The organism is Micromonospora sp. NPDC048887, assembly GCF_040649715.1.
In the GTDB taxonomy this organism is placed as follows: Bacteria; Actinomycetota; Actinomycetes; order Mycobacteriales; family Micromonosporaceae; genus Micromonospora.
On sequence record NZ_JBEZGA010000014.1, the window covers coordinates 81,348 to 103,332 of the forward strand.

Genomic DNA, 21,985 nt, shown 5'->3' on the forward strand with positions numbered 1-21,985 from the left:
CGCCCAACGGTTAACAAACCATACAGATAGACTTCGATGAAGGTATGAACGAAGTCGGTCGATGTCAAGAGAGCGCTTCCCGCTGGGGCTCCGGCGTCGGCTCGGGCTCGCGCTGCCGCACCACGGTGGGCCGGCGCATGTCCCGCCACGGGCCGCCCAGCAGCGGAGTGAGCACGACCAGCAGGTAGCAGGCGCCCATCACGACGAGCGTGGACGTCGGGCCGAACCGGTCCGCGGCGAATCCCGCGCCGACCGCGCCGGCCGGCATGGCCGCCCATGCGCCCGCGCCGATCACGCCGTACACCCGGGCCCGCATGGCCGGTGGCACCCGCTCCAACTGGACCGCGCCCATCAGCGGATTGAGCGCGCCGGCGGCCAGCCCGGCCACCGCCACCACGGCGGCCACCACCGGCAGCGGCGGCGCGGCGGCGAGCGCCCACAGTGGCGGGGCACCGCACAGCACGTACGCGGTGACGAACGTGGCCCGGCGGGGCAGCCGGTGACCGATCGCGCTGAACACCAGCGAGCCGACCAGCGCCCCGCCACCCATGACGCCGACCAGCAGGCCGAACGCGGCCGGCCCGCCGAGTTCCCGTTCGGCGACCACCGGCAGCAGCACCTGGCTCTTGGCCGCGTCGAACAGGTTGGTCACCAGCACCAGCAGGACCATGGCGCGCAGCAGCGGCTCGCGGACCAGGAAGCGCAGTCCGGCGGCGAACTGCCGCCAGTAGCCTCCGGTCTCCGGCTCGCTCCCGTCGTCGGACGGCCGCAGACCGCGCGGGACCAGCAGCGTCACCACGAGGGCCGACACGGCGAACGTCACCGCGTCCAGCGCCAGCACCGGCACCGCCCCGAACACGCCGACCAGCAGGCCGGCCAGGGGTGCGCCGATCATCCGGGCGCCGCGCGAGGTCGCGTCCTCCCACCCGGCCGCCCGCTCGATCGGCACCCCGGCCGCCGCCGCGGCCTCCGGCAGCAGCGCGGTGCGCGCGGTCTGCCCCGGAGTGTCCAGCAGGCCGCTGACGAAGACGAGGGCCAGCAGGGCCGGGAACGGCAGGCCGACGGTGGAGTGCAACAGGGGCACGGCGGCGATGGTCACGCCGGAGACCACGTCGGCGAGCACGCTGGAGCGCCGGTAGCCGATCCGGTCGACGAGCACCCCGCCGAACGCGCCGCCGAGCACCACCGGCGCGGTGGCGAACGCGCCGGCAAGCCCGGTGGCGGCCGGTGAGCCGGTCTCGGCCAGCACGTAGAGCGGCAGCGCGATGAGCGTGAGCACGTTGCCGGTCAGCGAGACGGCGTGCCCGATCAGCAGTCCGGCCAGGGGCCGGCGGTCGCGGTTCACTGCGGCCCCCGGTACGCCTGCCAGATGAGCGTGACCATCTCGGCGCCGGGCCGGCCGGGTGCGCCGCGCTCCTGCCAGCGCCGGCCCAGCGCGGACAGCTCGTCGCGCAGCTCGACCAGTTCCTCCGGCGTCAGGCGCAGCACGATGTCGCTGCTGGTGGTGCCGCGTACCCAGGCCGGGTCGAGGCTCGCCTCGGAGTCCAGGTACGCCTGGTAGCGGTCCGCGTAGCGTTGCATGGCGGCCTGACGCAGCAGGTTGCCGGCGAGGTGGCGCTCCGGGTCGTCGAGCAGTTCGAGGGGATCCCAGTCGGTGGTGGCGTGCGCGGCCCGCCACCACCGCTCGCGCCGGTCCCGGGCCAGCTCGGGCGCCCCGGCGACGAAGCCGTGCTCGGCCAGCTTGCCGACGTGGTAGCTGACCGAGCCGACCGCCTCGCCGGTCCGCTCGCTCAGCATGCCGACCGTCTGCGGGCCGCGCAGGCGCAGCTCGCCGAGCAGTCGCAGCCGGGTGGGGTGGGCCAGTGCCCGCATGGCTCGCGGGTCGCTCACGCGCCGGTTGCCGGTTCCGTCGGTCATGCCGCCAGGCTAGACCGACAAGACATGATGTACAAGATGTCTTGTATTTATCGTGATGCCTCCGGGGTGTGGCGGTACAGGTCGCGCAGCAGGCACACCTCGGACAAGTGGTGGATCATCTCCCGGTTGATGTGCAGCACCAGCGTGGCCATCGGCACGTCGGCGAACGGCCCCTCCGCCGGGCCGCAGGGGCGGGACAGGCCCTCCTCGCCGAGCGCCTCGACCCCCGCCGTCCAGGCGGCGTACTCCTCGTCGAGCTGCGCCAGCGCCCCGGCGGCGGTCGGGGAGTAGGGGAACGAGCCGTAGTCGGTCGGCGCGCGGCCGAAGTGCGACGCGTTGCGCATGGCGAGCACGCCGACGATGACGTGGGCGAGCCGCCAGGCGATGGTGGTGAACGGCGGCGGATCGGGCTGCGGCATCGCGAAGTCGATCGCCGGGGTGCCGCCGTCGCCGCGCGGGCGCACGCTCCAGCAGCCGGGGACCGGCTCCCAGAGATATTCGGCGTCGGTGAGCCCGGCGAGGCGGTCGCGCAACTGGTGGGTCCAGTGCCAGGTGAGCTGTTCGCGGAGCAGCGGGTTCCAGGTCAGGTCGCTCATGCGCCTCAGGGTGCCACCGCCCTGGGACAGAAAGCGGCGCGCTCAGCCCCGCCGCGCCGCCGTCCGGCCCTTGAGCCGGCGGCCCATCTCCCGGGCGATCTCCCGCTTGGCGTCCCGTTCGGCAAGCGCCTGGCGCTTGTCGTACGACCGGCGGCCCCGCGCGAGGCCCAGCTCCACCTTGGCCCAGCCGTCCGCGAAGTACATCGACAGCGGCACCAGTGTGATGCCGCCGTCGCGCAGCTTCTCCAGGATCCGGGCGATCTCCACCCGGTGCAGCAACAGTTTGCGGGTGCGCCGGGGCGCGTGGTTGGTCCAGGTGCCGAAGCCGTACTCGGCGATGTGCAGGCCGTACAGCATGATCTCGCCGTCGCGCTCCTGGGCGAACGCGTCGACCAGCGACACCCGCCCCTCGCGCAGCGACTTCACCTCCGTGCCGGCCAGTACGATGCCCGCCTCGTACGTCTTGAGGATGTCGTAGTCGTGCCGTGCCTTCTTGTTCGAGGCGATCAGCTTGCGCCCGTTCTCCCTGGCCACGCGAGCAGGGTACCGGTCGGCGGCGGCTGCGGGCCGGTCGCCGGGCGCGTCGCGGCCACCCAGCCGGTGGCAATCAGCAGCAGCGCGGCACAGTAGGTGATCATCACCAGCAGGCCCCGCCCGGGCAGCTCGATCCCGGCCGCGCCCACGCCGATGAGCAGGTCGGAGACGAGGAAGAGCGCCCCGCCCACGGCGACCCGGGCGGACACCCCGGTCGCGGCGGCGGCCATCAGGCACAGCGCGAGGCTGTAACCGAGCACCGGCAGCCGCAGTGGCCCGAGCATGCCCCAGAGCAGCGCGTTCGCGCCCGCCCAGGCGAGCAGGTAGCCGGCCCACGCCACGGCCCGGGCCCGCCGGTACCGCACGAAGGCGGTGATGAACGCGATCTGGGTGACCAGGAAGAAGCCCATGCCGGCCAGGAACGCGGTGTCGCCCCGCAGGAGCAGGGCGACGTCGCCCGCGGTGGCGGCGACCAGGCCCACCGCCACCGCGTCGATGCGGCGCCGGTGCGCCAGGAGGTACGCCAGCAGCACCGGCGCCAGCAGCGGCTTGGCCAGCCACTGGAGCGGTGTCGAGTCGAGCGCGACGCCGGTCAGCTCGACGGCGGCGACCAGCCCGAACAGGGGCAGCAGCCAGGAGCGCCTCATCGGGCGGGCTGCCAGCCGGGACGGCCGAACAGGTAGCCGAGGCGGTGCCGCCAGCAGTCGGCCCGGCGTACGTCGGACCAGATGGCGGCGAACTCGTGTGTTGCCACCCGCAGCGGGTTGTAGGTGCCGATGTTCCGGGTCAGCCCGTAGCGCACGGTGGCGCGCTCGGGCTCGAAGCTGCCGAACAGCCGGTCCCAGACGATCAGGATGCCGCCGTAGTTGCGGTCCAGGTACTCGGTGTTCGAGCCGTGGTGCACCCGGTGGTGCGACGGCGTGTTGAAGATCCACTCAATCGGCCGGGGTAGCACGTTGACCCTCTCGGTGTGCAGGAAGAACTGGTAGAGCAGGCTGATCGACTGCTGCAGGAAGATCATCCACGGTGGGATGCCGAGCAGCGCCAGCGGCAGCCAGAACGGCAGCGAGGTCATCGGCGTCCAGCTCTGCCGCAACGCCGTCGACAGGTTGTAGTAGACGCTGGAGTGGTGCACGACGTGGCTGGCCCAGAGCACGCGTACCTCGTGGTGGGAGCGGTGGAACCAGTAGTAGGCCAGGTCGTCGGCGAAGAACAGGATCACCCAGGTCCACCAGTCGCCCGGGGACAGCTGCACCGGCGCCACGGTCCACAGCGCCGCGAACAGGCCGACGGTGAGCAGCTTCCACGGGAAGCCGATGATCTGGCTGCCCAGCCCCATGGACAGGCTGGTGGTGGTGTCGCGCAGCTCGTAGCCGCGTTCGTCGTCGTCGGGCAGGAAGCGGTAGGAGACCGCCTCGATCACGATCAGGAGCAGGAACGCCGGCACGGCGTACAGCACGGCGGGGATCATGCGCGCGCTTCCCTTCCGGGGGTGGGGGTGGTGGGGGTGGTGACCGGCGCGGTCAGCAGCGCCCGGGCGTGGCGGGCCGCCGCCGTGCCCTGACCGGAGGCGACGGCCGCGGCGAGACGGCGGTGCCCGGCGACGTCGAGCAGTTCGGCCGCGCGGGCGTCCGGGGGGACGTCGCCGACCGCGAAGGTGCCGGCCACCAGGCTGTTGAACGCGAGCTGGTAGGCGGTGTTGCCGCTGCCGCGCACGATCAGCCGCCAGACGGCGATGTTCGCCTCGTTCATCAGGTCCAGGTCGGGGGCGAGGTCGCCGTACTCCTCGGCGGCCCGCACCACGGCGGCGACCACAGCCGCGTCCGCGCGCTCGGCGCAGAGCCGGGCCGCGTCGATCCCGACGCAGGCCCGCATCTCCAGCATGTCACGCACCAGCGTCTCGACCGGGAGTACGTCACCGGAGCGCGCGAGGGACAGCGCCAGGTCCAGCCCGGCGTGCACCCGCCAGTCGAGCACCCTCGTCGCGCCGCCCTGGCTGACCCGGACCAGGCCGAGCTGTTGCAGGCGGCGCAGCGCCTCCCGGACCGCGTGCCGGTTGACGGCGAACGCACCGGCCAGTTCCCGCTCACCGGGCAGCGTCTCGCCCGGCGCGTAGCCGCCGGACACGATCGCGTCACGAATCCGGCCGAAGACGTGGTCGGAGACCGAGACACGAGGCGCGGGATCGAAGGCCATGCGCAGCAGTGTGGCCTCGGACACATCAACCCGTCAACTGGTTGTACCAGTTATTTCCGGTGGCCGGTGCGTGCCGTCCCGGTCACCCCTCGTATCCTTTCCGCCGTAGGCCGCCAGAGTGGAGGGGAGTCGGTGTGAGCGACCGGGTCGAGACGTTGGAGTTCCAGGCCGAGGCCCGTCAGCTGTTGCAGCTGATGGTGCACTCGATCTACTCGAACAAGGACGTCTTCCTGCGCGAACTGATCTCGAACGCGTCCGACGCGCTGGACAAGCTGCGGCTGGAGTCGCTTGTCGACAAGGAGCTGTCGGCCGACACCGCCGACCTGCACGTCGAGATCGAGGTCGACAAGGACGCCCGTACGCTCACCGTGCGGGACAACGGCATCGGCATGACCCGCGACGAGGTGGTCCGCCTGATCGGCACCATCGCCAAGTCCGGCACCGCCGAACTGCTGCGCAAGCTGCGCGAGTCCTCCGACGCCGCCGCCTCCCAGGAGCTGATCGGCCAGTTCGGTGTCGGCTTCTACGCCACGTTCATGGTGGCCGACGGGGTGACGCTGCTGACCCGCCGCGCCGGGCAGGCCGGCGGCACCCGCTGGGAGTCCACCGGCGAGGGCACCTACTCGATCGAGGAGGTCGAGGAGGCGCCCCAGGGCACCTCGGTCACGCTGCACCTCAAGCCCGTCGACACCGAGGACAACCTGCACGACTACACGGCCGAGTGGACGATCCGCGAGATCGTCAAGCGGTACTCCGACTTCATCTCCTGGCCGATCCGGATGACTGTCGACAAGCCGGGCGAGGACGGCGCGACCACTCGCGAGGAGCAGACGCTCAACTCGATGAAGGCGCTCTGGGCGCGCTCGCGGGACGAGGTCGACGAGGCCGAGTACAAGGAGTTCTACCGGCACGTCGCGCACGACTGGGCCGACCCGCTGGAGACCATCCACATGCGCGGCGAGGGCACCTTCGAGTACGAGGCGCTGCTGTTCCTGCCCTCGCACGCCCCGCTCGACCTGTTCTCCCCGCAGGGCCGCCGCGGCGTGCAGCTCTACGTCAAGCGCGTGTTCATCATGGACGACTGCGACGCGCTGATGCCCAACTACCTGCGCTTCGTCAAGGGCGTGGTGGACGCGCACGACCTGTCGCTGAACATCTCGCGGGAGATCCTCCAGCAGGACCGGCAGATCCGCGCGGTGCGCCGCCGGCTGGTCAAGAAGGTCCTCGCCACGCTCAAGGACATGTCCGCCGAGTCGTACCGCACGTTCTGGACCGAGTTCGGGCCGGTGGTCAAGGAGGGTCTGCTGGAGGACCCGGACAACACCGAGACGCTGCTGGAGCTGGTGCGCGCCGCCAGCACCCACGACCCGGCCGAGCCGACCACGCTGCGCGCGTACGTGGAGCGGATGCGCGACGGCCAGACCGAGATCTACTACGCCACCGGCGAGAACCGGACCACCATCGAGAACTCGCCGCACCTGGAGGCGTTCCGCGCCAAGGGCTACGAGGTGCTGATCCTCACCGACCCGGTGGACGAGGTGTGGGTCGAGCGGGTCGGCGCGTACGACGGCAAGACGCTGCGCTCGGTCGCCAAGGGCCAGGTGGACCTGGAGACCGAGGAGGAGAAGGAGAAGGCCGAGGCGGAACGGCAGGAGTACGCCGACCTGCTCACCTTCCTCGGCGGCGCGCTCGCCGACAGCGTCAAGGAGGTGCGCCTGTCCACCCGGCTGACCACCTCACCGGCCTGCGTCGTGGGCGACGCGCACGACATGACGCCGACGCTGGAGAAGATGTACCGGGCCATGGGCCAGGAGGTGCCCCAGGTCAAGCGGATCCTGGAGCTGAACCCGGCCCACCCGCTGGTCACCGGGCTGCGCAAGGCGCACGGGGAGGGCGGCGACCCGGCCGCGCTGACCGAGACCGCCGAGCTGCTGTACGGCATGGCGCTGCTGGCCGAGGGCGGCGAGCTGGCCGACCCGGCCCGGTTCACCCGGATCCTGGCCGACCGCCTGGCCCGCGGCCTGTAGCGGTGAGGCGGGGCCCCTTCTCGTCGCGCGGGCGACAAGAAGGGGCCCCGCCTCACAACTGGCCGGGGAAGAACCCGTGCCGGGCCAGCGGCTCGACGATCTGGTGCTCCTCGTACGACAGGTGCGACAGCAGCGTGTCGGTGAGCAGGTCCACCGCCTCCTGGAGCTGGGTGAAGTCGCCGGGCCGGCGGACCAGCTCCACGAGCGCGCGGTCGACGCTCTCCACCACGCCGTGGATCACCACGTGTTCCTCCTCGAGGCGGTCCAGCACGGCGGCCAGCCCGGTCTCGGAGCGGCGCAGGTGCGGGAAGATCGAGGCGTCCTCAAGCCCGTGGTGCTGGGTGACCATGGTGCAGTACGCCGCGCAGTACGCCCCGAGCGTCCAGTTGTTCTGCCGCATGGTCATCTCGTTCAGCGCGGCCCGCGCCCGGCCCGGCGAGACAGTGCCCCGCTTGACCTGTTCCAGCAGGTCGCGCACCTGGGCCAGCTCCTGGCGCAGGTGGTCGTGCACGTCCACCAGGTGCTGCCCAGCGGCCTGTCCCCGGGGCGGGTAGACGTGCCCGGCCGGCGGCGGCGGGGCGCTCGGGCGAGTGGACTCGTCCCAGGGGCGGCGCGCGCTCAGGCGTACCCCCGGGTCCGGGGTGGGCGTGACCCCGAGCGTGCTGGGCGCGCCGGCGGCCTGTTGCCCGGTGGCCGCGCGGGGCTCGGGCGGGGTGCGCTCGGCGGCGACCAGCTCGCGCACGGCGGGCGCGACCTCCTGGCCGAAGATCTGGATCGCGCGCGGCTCGTCGCTGCCGAGGATGAACGTGGTGATGCCGTGCTCCAGCGTGAGCCCGGCCAGTTCCTCGACCCACTGTTCCGGCGGCCCGGCCAGGAAACCGGCCGACGAGCGGGCGAACGTGCCTGTCACGTTGAGCATGCGGCGGATCGCGGCCGGGTCGCGTCCGGCGGCCCGGGCGCCCTCGTCCACCAGCGCGTTCAGGGCGGGCAACTCGTCGGGACCCTTCGGCAGGTACGACAGCGACGGCAGCCAGCCGTCCGCGGCGCGGCCCACCAGGCGCAGCATGCGCGGCTTGTACGCGCCGACCCAGATGCCCACCGGGTGGGCGGGCGCCGGGCCGCGCTTGGCGCCGACCACCCGGTAGTGCTCGCCGTCGAGACGGATCATGCCGCGGTGGTCGGTGTCCCAGACCTCGCGGATCACCCGGATCGCCTCGTCGAGGGCGTCGACGGCCGCGCCGGGGGACAGGCGCCGCCCGCCCGTTGCCTCGATCGCGTCCCAGAAGGCGCCCGCCCCGAGCCCCAGCTCGACCCGGCCGCCGGTGAGCAGGTCCAGGCTGGCGACGCTGCGCGCCAGCACCACCGGCTGGCGCAACGGCAGGTTGAGGACGTTTCCGGCCAGGCGGACGCGTTCGGTGGCGGCGGCCACGTAGGACATCAGCGTCCAGGTGTCCAGGAAACCCGGCTGGTACGGGTGGTCCTGGAAGGTGACCAGGTCCAGTCCGACCTGCTCGCAGAGCCGGGCCAGCGCCACCACCTGGTCCGGCTGCGCGGCGGCGGGGGTGAGGAAGCCGCCGAAGGTCAGCTCGTGTCCGTGATCGGTCATCCGTCCCGCCTCCCGTGATCTTGCCCAGCCCTGCCACGGTAGCGCCCGGTCGCCCGGCCGGGTGAAGGGCATCACAAGAAGTGGACGATCGGCGCAAAGCGCTCCTAGCGTCGGTTTCGTTCGCAGTAGCGGACACCGCGGGCCGGAAACGCCAAATCCCGCCGCCGGCCGCGGTCACCGAACCTCGTGCGGGAGCGGGGGAACCACACGTTCCACGGTGCATCGTCACCTCGGGGTGAAGCCGCCACCGGCGGCCGGGCTCCTCGGCCCGAACCCGACAGCTCACCTCGTCGGCGTGGAGGAATCCACATGGCAACCGAATACTCAGCCCGAAGCCGCCGTACCGCTCTCGGAGCGGTGATGGCCGGCGCCGCCCTCGGCGCCGCGACCCTGTTCGGCTCGGCCGCTCCGGCCAGCGCGGGCGTCAACTGGGACGCCGTCGCACGCTGCGAGTCGGGCGGCAACTGGAAGATCAACACCGGCAACGGCTACTACGGCGGGCTCCAGTTCTCCCGTGCCACCTGGAACGGCTACGGCGGCCAGAAGTACGCCGCCCGCGCCGACCTGGCCAGCCGGTCCGAGCAGATCGCCGTCGCGGAGACGGTGCTGCGCGGGCAGGGCATCGGCGCCTGGCCGGTCTGCGGCAAGAAGGGCGGCTCGGCGAAGAAGAGTTCCGGGCCGGCTGCGGCCGAGAAGCGGTCAGGCGCGAAGAAGGCCGCGCCGCGGCGACCGGCCACGAAGAGGGCCGCGCCGGAGCGGGCCACCACCCTCGTCGCGCCACAGCCCAGGACCGGCACGGGGACGTACCTGGTCCGGCCGGGGGACACGCTGTCGGAGATCGCCGTGGCGCAGCGCGTGGACGGCGGCTGGCGTGCCCTGCACGAGCGCAACCGCGCGGTGGTGGGCGACGACCCGGGGCTGATCTTCCCCGGTCAGCGGCTGCGTCTGCGCTGACCGGTCTCGCGGACGCCCGGCCGGTTCACCCCGGCCGGGCGTCCGCGCCCGCGCGACACGCGTCCCGCCGGTCCGCGACACGCCGCGTTGCCGGTGTCCGGCCTGCTCGCGGCACCGGGACGCGGCCCGCGAGGGCCGGTAGGCGCGATTCGTCGGGGGCGGTTGCTAGGGTCACGGTCCTCGGCCAAGACGTGAAGAAAGCGCTGATATGACCAACGACCCGTTCTCGGCGGCGGCGAGCATCGACGAGCTGCTGACCCGTACGCAGCAGGCGCTCACCGCGATGCGCTCCCGGGCCTCGGCGCACGCCGACGGCGAGGCGGCCGACCTGCTGCGCGCCGAGGGCACGGCCGCCGGCGGCCGGGTCCGCGCCGTCGCCGTCCAGGGTGGCCGGCTGGATTCCGTGACGATCGACCCGGAGCTGGCCGGCGAGCCGCTGGACGTCCTCTGCGGGCACCTCGTCGCCGCCGCCAATGCCGCGCTGTCCGAACTGGACGCCCAGGTCAGCGCATCCGCGCGGGCCGACGCCGACGCGCTCGCCGCCCGGCTGGGCAGCATGGGCGACCAGGCCGAGCTGTTCGGCCGCGCGATGCACGAGGCGGCTGCGCGGATCCACCGCGACCGCGGCACCGCGTCCCAGGGCGCCCGCCCGGCCTGACGAACCGGGTGCCCACCCGGACGACGCGGCGAAGCGCCCGGCTCGACGCGACGCCGTCCGGCAAGCCGCGATGCCGTCCGGCCAGGCGCCGTGAGGGGCCCGGCCGGGCATGACGAGGCGGCCGGCCGTCGGGAGGACGACGACCGGCCGCGCTACGCCACGGTCAGCTCAGGGTGACCGCGGTGTCGTCGACGACGAAGGACGTCTGCAACGAGCTGTCCTCCACGCCGCTGAACGAGATGGTCGCCGTGGTGCCGGCCAGCGACGAGATGTCGAAGGACCGCTGCACGTAGCCGGTGGCCTTGTTCAGGTTGGAGTAGGTGGCCAGCGTGGTGCTGCCCGCCTTGACGGTGAGCTTGTCGTACGCGGTGCTGGTGGTCGACTCCGCGCTGTCGATGTGCAGCCAGAAGCTCAACGTCGCGCGGCATCCGGCCGGGATCGTCACCGACTGACTGAGCGTGTCGGTGTGCGACGAGCCGTACCCGTCCAGCCACGCCTTGTACGAGCCGCCGTGCGCGGCCTGGCCGCTGTCGGTGGTGATGACGCCGGACGAGGCGCTCCAGCTCACGTTGCCCGACTCGAAGCCCGGGTTGGCGAGCTTGTTGCCGGAGCAGCCGCCCGACGGCGGGGTGGTCGTGGTGCTCGGGGTGGGCGTCGGGCTGCCGCCGGAGCAGGTCGGGTCACCGGACTGGGCGGGCACGCTCACCGCGTCCCAGGCCGCCTTGACCGTGTTGAACTCCGTGCAGCTGCCCGGGTAGAGGTTCTTCGCCGCCTGCAGCGTCCAGGTGCGGTACTTCAGGTACGACGAGGACGAGGTCTTCAGGAGCATGCCGTTGTACATGATCTTGATGGCCTTCTGGATGCCCAGGCCGGTCACACTGCTGCCGTTGCAGGTCGAGCTGGACGGCTGCCCGTTCGTCGGGCTGCTGCCGTTCGCCAGCAGGTAGAACCAGTGGTTGCCCGGCCCGGCCGCGGCGTGCACCTCGGTCGACGGGATGCTGCTGGAGTAGCAGTTCGGGTCGCCGAGCGCCGACGGGTTGTACATGTTGCGGATCGGGCCGGAGCCGACCAGGTTGATCTTCTCGCCGACCAGGAAGTCCGGCGCGTCGTAGCTGGACGGCTCGTTGGCGAACCACTCGGTGGCCGCGCCGAACGTGTCCGCCACGAACTCCTGCGTGCCGCCGCCGGAGATGCCGCCCGGGGTGTTGTCGTCGATGCCGTGGCCGATCTCGTGCGCCACCACGTCCAGCGAGCCGATCCACTGGCCGGCGGTGTTCTTGCCGATCTGCACCTGGCTGCCGTCGTAGTAGGCGTTCTGGTCGTTGAGGCCCACCCGGATCGGCCAGTAACCGCCGTTGCCGTTGGCGCCGTTGCGGCCCAGCCACTGGGCGAGCATCTTGTGCTCGGTCTGCGCGGAGAACAACGCGTCCACGCAGCCGGTCTCCTTGTTGGTGCCGGTGCCGTTGCCCCACACGTCGTCGGAGCCGCTGAACGTGGTGTTGTTCGCCGCGTCCTGGCAGCTCAGGTTCGTGACGGTCGGGTCCTTCATGGTGTACGTGGAGCCCGACTGGGTGGTGTTGAGCGTGAGCGGGCTGGGCCCGTTCCAGGTGCCGGTGCCGGTGCCGCGTACGACGTGTTCCTGCTTGCGCAGGACCGCGCCGGTGCGGGCGTCGACGTCGACGGTGAGCCGGCTGGGGCCGTCCGCGCTGGTGCCGCGTACCGTGGTCTCCCAGGCCAGCGCCGGTGCGGCGCCGAGCGTGTAGACCACGAGTGTGGTGCCCTCGACCGCGCTCACGGTCTTGAGCTGTGCGCGCGCCGTCTTCGTGGCGGCGGCCTGGGTGAGCGCGGGCGTGGTGGCGAGGGCGCCGATCGGGCGCTGCTGGGCGACCGAGGCGTACTTCAGGTTGCCGGCGGAGTCCGTGGCGAGCACGAAGTCGCCGCCGACCACCGGCAGTCCCTTGTAGGTGCGCTCGTAGGGAACGTACTGGGTGCCCTCGGAGGAGATGACCGGCTTCTGGACGAACGCGTCGTCGGTGCCGGCCTGCAGGTATGCGGGACGGTCCGCGACCAGCGCGCGGGCCGAGTCGGCGGCGGCCACGCGGGCCTGGGCCGGGTTCGGGGCGGCGGGCCCGGGTGGCGCGGCCTGCACGGCCGCGGCGGTGCCGGCGGCGAGGATGCCGGCCGCGGCCGCGCCGGTGAGCGCGGCGAGGCGAGGTGAGAGTTTCACGGGGGTTTGCTCCTGTTCTACAGGCGCGCCGCACGGAGCCCGGTGGGGACGGGCGGCGCGGTGGTGCGAGGCAGGGTGACGGCCGGTCACCGGAGCTGCCGGCGTGGCTCCGGGTCGACAGATCGACCGTCGCGAGTCGCCGGGGGTCGGCGGCTCGCTGGTGCACAATCACACGCCGCGCGAGCCCGGAGCAATAAGTGACCTGGGCAACCACTGGCAGTCGGGCGTGTCGCCGCACGCGTCGATTCAGGCAACCATGATCTTCAATAGCCCCTGATCAGGGCGAACATTGCCGACGGTGGATGGGTGCCGGTGCAAATTGCGGACGTTGCCGCTGTGTGCGAATGGCGCGCATAGACGCGAGGCCGCCGCGCGTACCGCCGGGCGGCGGCCGAGTCGCCGCCCGGCCGGGGTCAGCGCGGGCCGCGGGTCCGCGTCGGCGACACGGTGGGCAGCGGTGGCAGTGACGGCGTCAGCGTCGGCCGCGAGGTCGGCCGGCCGGTCGGGTCCGGGCTGGGGCTCGACGAGGAAGGGCTCGGGCTCGGCGAATCCGACCGCGTCGGCGCGGCGGTGGTCGGCGGCGGCGCCGCCGAGCGGGTCGGCTCCGGGGTCTCCCCGGGGAACTTCGGCTCACCGAAGCGGTACTTCTCCGGGTCGAGCTTCATCGCCGCCGTCGCCCGGGTCATGAACTGCCGCCAGATCGGCGCGGCGCCGGTCGAGCCGTACACCTCGTAGCTGCCGTCAGTGGTCCGCAGCGGCTTGCCGTCGGTGGTGCCCAGCCAGACGGCCGAGGCGAGCGCGCCGGTCCAGCCCACCATCCAGGTGTGCACGTTCTGCGTGGTGCTCTGCCCGGCCTGCCAGGTGCCGGTCTTGCCGGCGGAGTCCCAGCCGTTGCCCAGCTCGGCGGCCCGCACCCGGCGCAGCGTCCAGTCGAGCTGGTCGATCGCCTCGCGGTCCAGGCCCAGATCCGTCGTACGGAGCTGCTCGGTCCACACGTCCTCGTCGTCCTTGCTCACCGACCGGACGAAGTGCGCGTCGGCACGCTTGCCGCCTGCGGCGAACGTGGCCATCCCGTTCGCGTGGTCCTGCACCGTGATGCCGTACTGCCCGATGCCGACCTCGGTGGAGAACCGCTTCGCGACCTCGTCGGCGGGGTCGCTGCGCAGGTCGACGCGCTGCGGCCGGGGGTTGCCCCGGACCGTCTCCCACATCGACTCCACGCCGGCCTGCCGCGCCGTCTCGATCACCTTCGACGTGCCCAGCTTCTCGGTCAGCTCGAAGTAGGTGACGTTCAGCGAGGCGACTGTGGCCTCCCAGAGCGCGCAGTCCGGCTGGCAGGCGGCGTGCTCGGCGTTGCGGATCGGCCCGGCCGCGCTGCCCTTGGTGCGCCCCGAGGCGGGGAACTCCTTGGTGTCCGGCGAGTCGAACCGCTGCTTCACCGAGATCCCGTCCCGGACGGCGGCGGCCAGGTCGTACACCTTGAACGACGACCCCGGCGGGTGCTGGCCGAAGCCGCGGGCCTCGCCGTTCTCGTCGGAGTACCAGCCGGCGTAGTCCGCGCCCGAGCCCTTGTCGCCGCCGTAGTAGCCGAGCACCCGGCCGGTCCCCGGCTCCACCGCCACCAGCGCCGCCTGCCAGTTGCGCGGCTGGCCGCGCACCGCCCGGGGCGCGGTGTCCCGCCGGATGTCCGCCGCCGCCTCGGCCGCGTCCTGCACGCGCTTGTCGATGGTGGTGACGATCCGGTAACCGCCGTCGCGGATCACCTCGTCGGGCTTGCCGCGGAACGGCTCGGTCTCGCGCAGCTCGGCCAGCACGTGGTTGACCACCAAACCGGTCGGCCGGTCCAGGTCGGACCGGCCCGCGTCCTTGTCGATCGGCCGGACCGTGTCCGGGTACGCGAGATCCGCCGCCTGCTGCGGCGTCAGGTAGCCGAGCTTGACCATGCCGTCGCGGATGTAGTTCCACCTGTCGATCGAGTTCTGCCGGGCCAGCGCGTTGCGGCGCGGGTCGTAGCCGGGCGAGCCCTCCGGGTCGGCCGGGTCCGCCTCCGGCTGCTTCACCATCGCGCAGAGCACCATCGCCTCGGCGGGCGTGAGCTGCCGGGCGGCGGGCGCGTCCCGGCGCACCGTCTTGCCGAAGTACGTCTGCGCGGCCGCCTCGATGCCGTACGCGCCCCGGCCGAACGGCACGGTGTTCAGGTAGAAACCGAGGATCTCCTCCTTGGAGTACGCGTCGTCGAGCTTCCACGCGATCACCGCCTCGCGCAGCTTCCGCGAGTAGGTGACCCCGCGCAGGTCGGCGGCGATGCGGGCGTACTGCTGGGTGAGGGTGGACGCGCCCTGCCGCTGCCGGCCGCTGACGTTGGCCCAGGCCGCGCGCAGCACGCCCTTGACGTCGATGCCCTGGTTCGTCCAGAAGGTGCGGTCCTCGGCCGCCACGATCGCCTGCTTCGCCGAGTCGTTCATCTGGTCGTACGGCACGATGGTGCGGTTCTGTGCGCCCAGCTTCGCCATCGGCGTGCGCCCGTCGGCATAGTAGACGGTGGTGGACTCGGGCAGCGTCAGATCGCTCGGCGTCGGCACGCTGTCGAAGTAGTAGCCGCCGGCGACCAGACCGCAGCCGGCCAGCAGCGTGGTGACCGCGAGGGCGGCGAGCAGACGTCGCCGCCTGCGCCGGGGACGCGCCGGGGCAGTGCCGCCCGGTTCCGGCGTGGATCCGCTGTTCCGCACGCGATACCTCCGACTGCTCGGCTGAGTCGTGCCCGGCTCGCAGGCTAACCGAGCCGCGCCGACGGCACCGGCCGACGACGGCTGCCGGTGTGGCGCGGGGCCGGGCCGGTGCGGAGTGCCGCCGCCCCGGTGGAGGGAACGGCCGTCAGCGCGCCGGCCGGCCGGGGATCCGGTCCTCGCGTTCCCGGCGGTCGGCCCGGCGGGTCCGCCACCTGTCGTTGCCGCCCGCGTGGAACGGCGCCGGCCGCCACAACGACCAGACCCGTGTGCCGTCCGGGGCGGCGAAGGTCTCCCGTTCGGCGTACCCGAGCCGCCGCAGCAGCTCCTCCTGCTGCCCGGCGCACGGGTGCGCGTACGTGGGCAGGCTCAACGTGTCCATCCGGCGCTGCGCCGCGGTCAACGCCTGCGTCGCGCCGCCCCGGGGCGCGGCCAGCAGTGCCAGGTGGTTGTGCGCCTCCGCCGGCCGGCGTGCCGCCAGCCCGTCACCGAGGCGGCGGAACCGGTCCTCGTCCGGCCCGGCGGCGCCGGCGAGCCGGTCGGCGTACCGGTGGGGGGCGGGGATCGGCCGGTAGCGGTGGAACCACACGCTGGCGGCGCTGCCGTCGGGCAGCAGGAACGCGTCGCCGAACAGCAACGCGTGTTCGGTCCAGATCCGCGCCACGGCGGCGAGGACCGGCAGGCGGCGCGACGTGTCGGGGACGAGCCAGGCGGCCAGGGCGGTGGGCGCGAGGGCCTCGGCGACGAGATCGGCGATCCGGCCGATGTCGCACCAGCGGGCGCGGACGACGGGCAGGGCTGTACTCATGGACGGACTCCTGTTTCCAGGGGTGGTCGGGTGGGGTCGGTTGCGGGCGCCGGACGACAGTCGACGGCGCGGCCGCGACGGGCGGCAGTCGGGCGGGGACGCGCACCGCTCCGGGCCGGAGACGGTGCCGGTGGACAGCCCGCTCAGGCGGGCCTGGTGTCGGGGCGCGACGTGCGCGACGGCGGTAGTGGTTCGGCCCCCGGCCGCGCGTACCGGTGGGTCGGTGTCGGCAGCCGCCAGCGGTTCGCGTCCGCGTCGGCGGCCTCGCTGTGCACCCCGCCGCCGCCGTGGGTGACCCGCTCGTGCCGTAGCGGCACGACGGGACCGGTCGTGGCGTGCGCCCGCGCGGGAGCCGGTGCCGGGGAGGCGACCGGACCGGCCGGATCAGTCGCATCGGTCACCACCTCGGGCATGTGGGTGAGGGCGCCGGCGGTGACGGCGAGCGGGCCGGACGGCTGCCGGTCGGCGGCGAGCGCCTCCGGACCGGAGGCGACCCCCTGGGCGCCCCAGGCGACGGCCACGCCGCAGAGCAGCAGACCGAGGCGCAGCGTGTAGCGCGCCACCCGACCGGTCCGTCCCGACATTCCGCACCCTTCGGAGCCGCGCCCGGCGGCACGGATCGACGTCCCGCACTGTACCGAACGTGAGGGCCCGGGCACAGGAACGCCGCCGCCGGGGCGCCGGGCGCGTCGCGCCGGGCGCAGGCGTGGGAAACCGGCGGTCCGGGTACCAGCGGGGCCATGAACACGCGCACGGCCGAACGCCCGGACACCGCCCCCGCCCCCGCCCCCGCCGCGCCCCCGGCCGGTGTGGTCGCTGTCGTCGCCCACCGGAAGAAGACGTTCGGCGGCGGCCTCGACGAACTGCGCTCCCGCCTCGTCGGCGCCGGCGTCGGGAAACTGCTCTGGTACGAGGTGCCGAAGAGCCGCAAGGCGCCCAAGCGGGTCCGCGCGGCGCTGGACGCGGGCGCCGATCTGGTGCTCGTGTGGGGCGGCGACGGCATGGTGCAGCGGTGCGCCGACGCGCTCGCCGGCAGCGGCGTGCCGATGGGCATCCTGCCCGCCGGCACCGCCAACCTGTTCGCTGTCAACCTCGGCATCCCGGTCGACCTGCCCGAGGCGGTCCGCATCGCGCTGCACGGCCGCCGCCGCGAGCTGGACCTGGGCCGGATCAACGGCGAGCACTTCGCGGTGATGGCCGGCGCCGGCTTCGACGGCGACCTGATCCGCGACGCCGACCGGCAGCTCAAGGGCCGGTTCGGCCGGATCGCGTACGTCTGGACCGGGCTGCGGCACGTGCGCGGCGAGTGCGTACGCACCCGCGTCCGGGTCGACGGCGCGGACTGGTTCGACGACGAGGCGAGCTGCGTGCTGTTCGGCAACGTCGGCACCATCACCGGCGGCATCCCGGCCTTCGACGACGCCCGCCCCGACGACGGGGCGCTGGAGGTCGGCGTGGCCACCGCCAGCGGCGCTGTGGACTGGGCGCGCACGCTGGGCCGGATGGCCGCCGGGCGCTCCGAGGAGTCGCCGTTCGTCCGGATCACCCGGGGTCGCAAGATCACCGTGCGGTTCGACGCGCCGAAGACGTACGAGCTGGACGGCGGCGCCCGGGGCAAGGCGAAACGGCTCAAGGTCAAGGTGGTCCCGGGCGCGCTGACGGTGTGCTGCCCCGACCCGGCGGACTGACCGCGCCCGGGCCGGGGCAGGATGCCGGAATGCGCGACGACATCCGCGACTACCTGGCCGAAGTGGTCCGCCGCTCCCGGGACGTGCTCGGTGAGGACCTGGTCGGCGCGTACGCGGCCGGGTCGGTCGGGCTGGGCGCGTACCAGCCGGGACGCAGCGACGTGGACGTGGCGCTGGTGGCCGCCGGGCCGATGCCGGAGCCGGACAAGCGCCTGCTCGTGGACCGGCTGCGGCACGAGTCGCTGCCCTGCCCGGCGCGCGGCCTGGAACTGGTGGTCTACCGCCGTGACGTGGCCGCCTCCGGCACCTCCGAGCCGGGCTTCGAGGTCGAGCTGAACACCGGCGCGACGATGCCGTTCCGGGCCACGTACGACCCGGCGGACCGGCCCGCCGCCGACGGGCGGTTCTGGTACGCGCTGGACCGCGGCATCCTGCGCCAGTCCGGCCTGGCGCTGCTCGGCCCGCCCGCCGCCGACGTGTTCGCCGACCCGCCGCCGCAGGCGCTGCGGGCGCTGCTTGCCGACGCGCTGCGCTGGTGGCTGGCGCTGCCCACACCGCCCGGCGACGAACCGGCCCCCGGCACGGAGGACGCGGTGCTCGGCGCCTGCCGGGCGTTGGTGCGCCACCGCGACGGCGTCTGGCTGAGCAAGGTCGACGCCGGGCTGCGGGTGGCCGCCGACGACCCGGACGCCGTGCTGATCCACGCCGCGATCGAGGCCCGCCGGGGCGGCCCGCCGCCGTCCGGCCCTGCTGCCCGCGCGTTCCAGCGGCGGATGCTGGACCGGATCATCGCGGACTGAACCGCGACTACTGTGAGCCGGGGAGGTGCGGTGATCATGACGGAGCTGAGCGCGTCCGCGCGGGCCGGACTGGAAGCGGTCGTGCCCGGCGGCGTGGCGACCCGGGCCGCTGACCGGCTGCGGATGGCCCACGACGCCTCGCACTACCTGCTGCACCCCGGCGCTGTGGTCACGCCGCACGACGCCGGCCAGGTCGCCGCGCTGCTGGCGTACGGCGCCCGCACCGGCACCCCGCTCACGTTCCGCTCCGGCGGCACCAGCCTCAGCGGCCAGGCCGTCACCGACCGGCTGCTCGTCGACGTGCGGCGGCACTTCCGCGACCTGACGGTGCTCGACGACGGGCGGCGGGTCCGGGTGCAGCCGGGAGTGGTGCTGCGGCAGGTGAACGCGCGCCTCGCGCCGTACGGCCGCAAGCTCGGCCCCGACCCGGCCAGCGAGTCCGCCTGCACGGTCGGCGGCGTGGTCGCCAACAACTCCAGTGGCATGACCTGCGGCACCGAGTTCAACACGTACCGGACGCTGGACTCGCTGGTCCTCGCCCTGCCCAGCGGCACCGTGCTGGACACCGGCGCTCCCGACGCCGACGCCCGGCTGTGCGCCGCCGAACCGGACCTGCACGCCGGGCTGCTGCGCCTGCGCGACCGGGTACGCGGCAATCCCGACTCGGTGCGCCGCATCCGCGCCCAGTACGCCATGAAGAACACCATGGGGTACGGCGTGAACGCGTTCCTCGACCACGACGACCCGGCGGACCTGCTCACCCGGCTCGTGGTGGGCAGCGAGGGCACGCTCGCGTTCGTCGCCTCGGCGACGTTCCGCACCGTACCCGTGCACCGGCACGCCGCGACCGGCCTGCTGGTCTTCGAAACCCTGGGCGCGGCGATGGCCGCCATGCCGGCGCTGGTGGCCGCCGGGCCGGCGGCGATCGAGCTGCTCGACGCCGCCGCCCTGGGTGTCGCCCAGCGCGACCCGAAGGCGGACGCCGCGCTGCGTGGCCTGGCCGTGCGGGGGCACGCCGCGCTGCTCGCCGAGTGGCAGGAGTCCGACCCGGCGGCGCTCGCCGACCGGGTCGCCGACGCCGGGCCGGTGCTCGCCGGCCTGCCGCTCAGTGCCCCGGCCCGGCTCAGCGGCGAACCGGCCGCCCGCGCCGCGCTGTGGCACATCCGCAAGGGCCTGTACGCGGCGGTGGCCGGCGCCCGCCCGTCCGGCACCACAGCGCTGCTGGAGGACATCGCCGTCCCGGTCGAGGCACTGGCCGGCACCTGCGCGTCGCTGGCCGAGCTGTTCGAGCGCCACCGGTACGCCGACAGCGTCATCTTCGGCCACGCCAAGGACGGCAACCTGCACTTCATGCTCAACGAGCGCTTCGACGGCGGGCTGGCCCCGGCGCGGTACGCCGACTTCACCGAGGAGATGGTCGACCTGGTGCTCGGCCACGGCGGCACGCTGAAGGCCGAGCACGGCACCGGCCGGGTGATGGCCCCGTACGTGCGCCGCCAGTTCGGCGACGAGCTGTACGAGGTGATGCGCGAGCTGAAGACGCTCTGCGACCCGCACGGCGTGCTCAATCCGGGTGTGCTGCTCAGCGACGACCCGGAGATCCACATGCGGCACCTCAAGACCGTGCCGACGGTGGAGGAGGAGGTGGACCGATGCGTCGAGTGCGGCTACTGCGAGCCGGTCTGCCCCAGCCGCGACCTCACCACCACGCCCCGGCAGCGCATCGTGCTGCGCCGGGAGATCGCCGCCGCGCGGGCCGCCGGTGACGCCGCGCTGGTCCGGGAGCTGACCGGCGCGTACGACTACGACGCGGTGCAGACCTGCGCCGTCGACGGCATGTGCGCCACCGCCTGCCCAGTGCTGATCAACACCGGTGACCTGGTAAAACGGCTGCGGGCGGAGGAACACGGCCGGGCGGCGGGGACCGCGTGGCGCGGCGCGGCCCGGCGCTGGGGTGCCACCACCCGGAGCATGGCGCGCGGACTCGACCTGGCCGGGGCGCTGCCCTCCGCGCTGCCCGAGGCCGCCACCCGGGCGGCACGCGCGGTCCTCGGCGCCGACCGGGTGCCACTGTGGCAGCGGGACCTGCCCCGGGGCGGCACCGCGCGCCGCCCGCACCCGGCCGACGACCCGGACGCCGTGTTCGTCCCGTCCTGCCTGGGCACGCTGTTCGCCCCGGCGCAGGGCGGCACCGGCGTCGCCGCCGCGCTGCTCACGCTCGCCGAGCGGGCCGGCGTACGCCTGCTCGTGCCGGACGGAGTCGGCGACCTGTGCTGCGGCACCCCGTGGTCGTCGAAGGGCCTGGTCGAGGGCTACCGGGCGGTGCGCGACCGTGTCCCGCCGGTGCTGCGCGCGGCGAGTCGCGACGGCACGCTGCCGGTGGTCAGCGACGCCGCGTCCTGCACCGAGGGCTTCGAGCGGCTGCTCGACGGCGCCGGGGACCTGCGGGTGGTCGACGCGGTCGCGTACACCGCCGGTGAGCTGCTGCCCCGGCTGACGGTGCGCCGCCGGATCGGCTCGCTCGCGCTGCACCCGACCTGCTCGTCGGTCCGGCTCGGCCTGGACGACGCGCTGTTGACCGTGGCTCGCGCGGTCGCCGACGAGGTGGTGGTCCCGGAGGGCTGGCAGTGCTGCGGCTTCGCCGGTGACCGGGGACTGCTGCATCCGGAGCTGACCGCGTCGGCCACCCGGGCCGAGGCCGCCGCCGTGGCCGACCGCCCCTTCGACGGGTGCGCCTCGGTGAACCGCACCTGTGAGATCGGGCTGGCGCGGGCCACCGGGCAGCCGTACCGGCACCTGCTGGAGCTGCTGGCCGAGGTGACCGCGTGACGCGCAGCTGGCGGCTCGCCGCTCTGATGCTCGTCGGTGTGGCGGTGGCCGCCGGTCAGGACACGCCGGTGTCGGCGACGGTGGGGTTCCTGGCGTTCGCCGCGCTGGCGGCGCTCTTCTCGCCGCTGGCGTTTCCCCGTTCGCTGACCTCGGCGCAGGCGCGGCGGCGCAGCGCCGACGACGGCCGGCCGGTGATCTACTGGCGGCCCGGCTGCACGTACTGCCTGCGTCTGCGCCTGCGGCTGGGCGGGCGGGCCCGGCGCGCGTACTGGGTGGACATCTGGCGCGACCCGGAGGCCGCCGCCGCCCGGGCGGTGACCGGCGGCGACGAGACGGTCCCGACCGTGGTGCTGCCGGACGGGGCCGTGGTCAATCCCGACCCGGCGTGGCTGCGGGCGCGGCTCGGCGCCTGACCTGGT

Annotated in this window: 19 protein-coding genes and 1 riboswitch; of the genes, 7 read left to right on the top strand and 12 right to left on the bottom strand. The window is 73.7% G+C overall.

Annotated elements, in window-relative coordinates; translation table 11 throughout:
• Window positions 1–64: 64 nt before the first annotated feature.
• Genes AB0C17_RS21425 through AB0C17_RS21455 form a run of 7 tightly spaced genes read right to left on the bottom strand, consistent with a single transcriptional unit; the run spans window position 65 to window position 5,243 of the window.
• Window positions 65–1,345 (bottom strand): MFS transporter, encoded by a 1,281-nt coding sequence (locus tag AB0C17_RS21425; protein ID WP_357388713.1) that lies wholly within the window; start codon window positions 1,343–1,345, stop codon window positions 65–67.
• Window positions 1,342–1,917, bottom strand: a complete 576-nt coding sequence (locus AB0C17_RS21430; protein ID WP_357480042.1) for a helix-turn-helix domain-containing protein — start codon at window positions 1,915–1,917, stop codon at window positions 1,342–1,344. The genes AB0C17_RS21425 and AB0C17_RS21430 overlap by 4 nt, the downstream gene beginning before the upstream one ends.
• A gap of 47 nt (window positions 1,918–1,964) precedes the next feature.
• On the bottom strand, window positions 1,965–2,513 hold the full coding sequence (locus AB0C17_RS21435) for a DinB family protein (protein ID WP_357480044.1): 549 nt from the start codon (window positions 2,511–2,513) through the stop codon (window positions 1,965–1,967).
• A 42-nt stretch (window positions 2,514–2,555) separates the two neighbouring features.
• A complete protein-coding gene (gene smpB, locus AB0C17_RS21440; protein WP_013286513.1) occupies window positions 2,556–3,047 on the bottom strand; it encodes an SsrA-binding protein SmpB in 492 nt (163 codons plus the stop codon).
• Window positions 3,020–3,694: a lysoplasmalogenase gene (locus tag AB0C17_RS21445; RefSeq protein WP_357388707.1), complete on the bottom strand. Its 675-nt coding sequence runs from the start codon at window positions 3,692–3,694 to the stop codon at window positions 3,020–3,022. Before AB0C17_RS21445 ends, smpB begins: the two co-directional genes overlap by 28 nt.
• Window positions 3,691–4,518: a sterol desaturase family protein gene (locus tag AB0C17_RS21450; RefSeq protein ID WP_357388705.1), complete on the bottom strand. Its 828-nt coding sequence runs from the start codon at window positions 4,516–4,518 to the stop codon at window positions 3,691–3,693. Before AB0C17_RS21450 ends, AB0C17_RS21445 begins: the two co-directional genes overlap by 4 nt.
• On the bottom strand, window positions 4,515–5,243 hold the full coding sequence (locus tag AB0C17_RS21455; RefSeq protein ID WP_357388703.1) for a GntR family transcriptional regulator: 729 nt from the start codon (window positions 5,241–5,243) through the stop codon (window positions 4,515–4,517). Before AB0C17_RS21455 ends, AB0C17_RS21450 begins: the two co-directional genes overlap by 4 nt.
• A gap of 134 nt (window positions 5,244–5,377) precedes the next feature.
• Here AB0C17_RS21455 and htpG point away from each other — a divergent pair, with 134 nt between their 5' ends.
• Window positions 5,378–7,270, top strand: coding sequence for a molecular chaperone HtpG (htpG, locus tag AB0C17_RS21460; RefSeq protein ID WP_357480047.1), 1,893 nt, complete (start codon window positions 5,378–5,380; stop codon window positions 7,268–7,270).
• A gap of 52 nt (window positions 7,271–7,322) precedes the next feature.
• On the opposite strand, the gene AB0C17_RS21465 is transcribed toward htpG, so the two are convergent.
• A complete protein-coding gene (locus AB0C17_RS21465) occupies window positions 7,323–8,876 on the bottom strand; it encodes an LLM class flavin-dependent oxidoreductase (protein WP_357480050.1) in 1,554 nt (517 codons plus the stop codon).
• Between the two features lie 165 nt (window positions 8,877–9,041).
• Window positions 9,042–9,187, top strand: a riboswitch (cyclic di-AMP (ydaO/yuaA leader).
• On the opposite strand from AB0C17_RS21465, the gene AB0C17_RS21470 reads away from it, so the two are divergent.
• Entirely contained in the window at window positions 9,186–9,830 is a 645-nt protein-coding gene (locus AB0C17_RS21470) for a transglycosylase family protein (protein WP_357480053.1), read from the top strand. It overlaps the preceding riboswitch by 2 nt.
• A gap of 208 nt (window positions 9,831–10,038) precedes the next feature.
• Window positions 10,039–10,488: a YbaB/EbfC family nucleoid-associated protein gene (locus tag AB0C17_RS21475; RefSeq protein WP_357480056.1), complete on the top strand. Its 450-nt coding sequence runs from the start codon at window positions 10,039–10,041 to the stop codon at window positions 10,486–10,488.
• A gap of 163 nt (window positions 10,489–10,651) precedes the next feature.
• Here AB0C17_RS21475 and AB0C17_RS21480 read toward each other — a convergent pair whose 3' ends face one another.
• The 4 genes from AB0C17_RS21480 to AB0C17_RS21495 form a co-directional block, all read right to left on the bottom strand.
• Entirely contained in the window at window positions 10,652–12,715 is a 2,064-nt protein-coding gene (locus AB0C17_RS21480; protein WP_357480059.1) for a M4 family metallopeptidase, read from the bottom strand.
• A 413-nt stretch (window positions 12,716–13,128) separates the two neighbouring features.
• A complete protein-coding gene (locus AB0C17_RS21485) occupies window positions 13,129–15,444 on the bottom strand; it encodes a transglycosylase domain-containing protein (protein WP_357480062.1) in 2,316 nt (771 codons plus the stop codon).
• Window positions 15,445–15,589: 145 nt separating this feature from the next.
• The gene (locus AB0C17_RS21490; protein ID WP_357388689.1) at window positions 15,590–16,249 is read right to left on the bottom strand and encodes a hypothetical protein; all 660 of its coding nucleotides are present in this window, start codon (window positions 16,247–16,249) and stop codon (window positions 15,590–15,592) included.
• Window positions 16,250–16,392: 143 nt separating this feature from the next.
• Window positions 16,393–16,833, bottom strand: coding sequence for a hypothetical protein (locus tag AB0C17_RS21495; protein ID WP_357480065.1), 441 nt, complete (start codon window positions 16,831–16,833; stop codon window positions 16,393–16,395).
• 156 nt (window positions 16,834–16,989) lie between these two features.
• Between AB0C17_RS21495 and AB0C17_RS21500 the strand changes: the two genes are divergently transcribed.
• Genes AB0C17_RS21500 through AB0C17_RS21515 form a run of 4 tightly spaced genes read left to right on the top strand, consistent with a single transcriptional unit; the run spans window position 16,990 to window position 21,979 of the window.
• Window positions 16,990–17,937, top strand: a complete 948-nt coding sequence (locus AB0C17_RS21500; protein WP_357480068.1) for a diacylglycerol kinase family protein — start codon at window positions 16,990–16,992, stop codon at window positions 17,935–17,937.
• Window positions 17,938–17,966: 29 nt separating this feature from the next.
• Complete coding sequence (locus AB0C17_RS21505; RefSeq protein ID WP_357471436.1) at window positions 17,967–18,737, top strand: nucleotidyltransferase domain-containing protein; 771 nt, start codon at window positions 17,967–17,969, stop codon at window positions 18,735–18,737.
• Between the two features lie 36 nt (window positions 18,738–18,773).
• Complete coding sequence (locus AB0C17_RS21510; protein WP_357480071.1) at window positions 18,774–21,566, top strand: FAD-binding and (Fe-S)-binding domain-containing protein; 2,793 nt, start codon at window positions 18,774–18,776, stop codon at window positions 21,564–21,566.
• Complete coding sequence (locus AB0C17_RS21515) at window positions 21,563–21,979, top strand: glutaredoxin domain-containing protein (RefSeq protein ID WP_357471442.1); 417 nt, start codon at window positions 21,563–21,565, stop codon at window positions 21,977–21,979. Before AB0C17_RS21510 ends, AB0C17_RS21515 begins: the two co-directional genes overlap by 4 nt.
• Window positions 21,980–21,985: the final 6 nt, after the last annotated feature.

Bases quoted from the DNA above. Each gene is read 5' to 3' on its own strand.
- AB0C17_RS21430 (WP_357480042.1), bottom strand. From the start codon at position 1,917: ATGACCGACGGAACCGGCAACCGGCGCGTGAGCGACCCGCGAGCCATG.
- AB0C17_RS21435 (WP_357480044.1), bottom strand. From the start codon at position 2,513: ATGAGCGACCTGACCTGGAACCCGCTGCTCCGCGAACAGCTCACCTGG.
- AB0C17_RS21445 (WP_357388707.1), bottom strand. From the start codon at position 3,694: ATGAGGCGCTCCTGGCTGCTGCCCCTGTTCGGGCTGGTCGCCGCCGTC.
- AB0C17_RS21450 (WP_357388705.1), bottom strand. From the start codon at position 4,518: ATGATCCCCGCCGTGCTGTACGCCGTGCCGGCGTTCCTGCTCCTGATC.
- AB0C17_RS21455 (WP_357388703.1), bottom strand. From the start codon at position 5,243: ATGGCCTTCGATCCCGCGCCTCGTGTCTCGGTCTCCGACCACGTCTTC.
- AB0C17_RS21465 (WP_357480050.1), bottom strand. From the start codon at position 8,876: ATGACCGATCACGGACACGAGCTGACCTTCGGCGGCTTCCTCACCCCC.
- AB0C17_RS21470 (WP_357480053.1), top strand. From the start codon at position 9,186: ATGGCAACCGAATACTCAGCCCGAAGCCGCCGTACCGCTCTCGGAGCG.
- AB0C17_RS21475 (WP_357480056.1), top strand. From the start codon at position 10,039: ATGACCAACGACCCGTTCTCGGCGGCGGCGAGCATCGACGAGCTGCTG.
- AB0C17_RS21490 (WP_357388689.1), bottom strand. From the start codon at position 16,249: ATGAGTACAGCCCTGCCCGTCGTCCGCGCCCGCTGGTGCGACATCGGC.
- AB0C17_RS21495 (WP_357480065.1), bottom strand. From the start codon at position 16,833: ATGTCGGGACGGACCGGTCGGGTGGCGCGCTACACGCTGCGCCTCGGT.
- AB0C17_RS21500 (WP_357480068.1), top strand. From the start codon at position 16,990: ATGAACACGCGCACGGCCGAACGCCCGGACACCGCCCCCGCCCCCGCC.
- AB0C17_RS21505 (WP_357471436.1), top strand. From the start codon at position 17,967: ATGCGCGACGACATCCGCGACTACCTGGCCGAAGTGGTCCGCCGCTCC.
- AB0C17_RS21510 (WP_357480071.1), top strand. From the start codon at position 18,774: ATGACGGAGCTGAGCGCGTCCGCGCGGGCCGGACTGGAAGCGGTCGTG.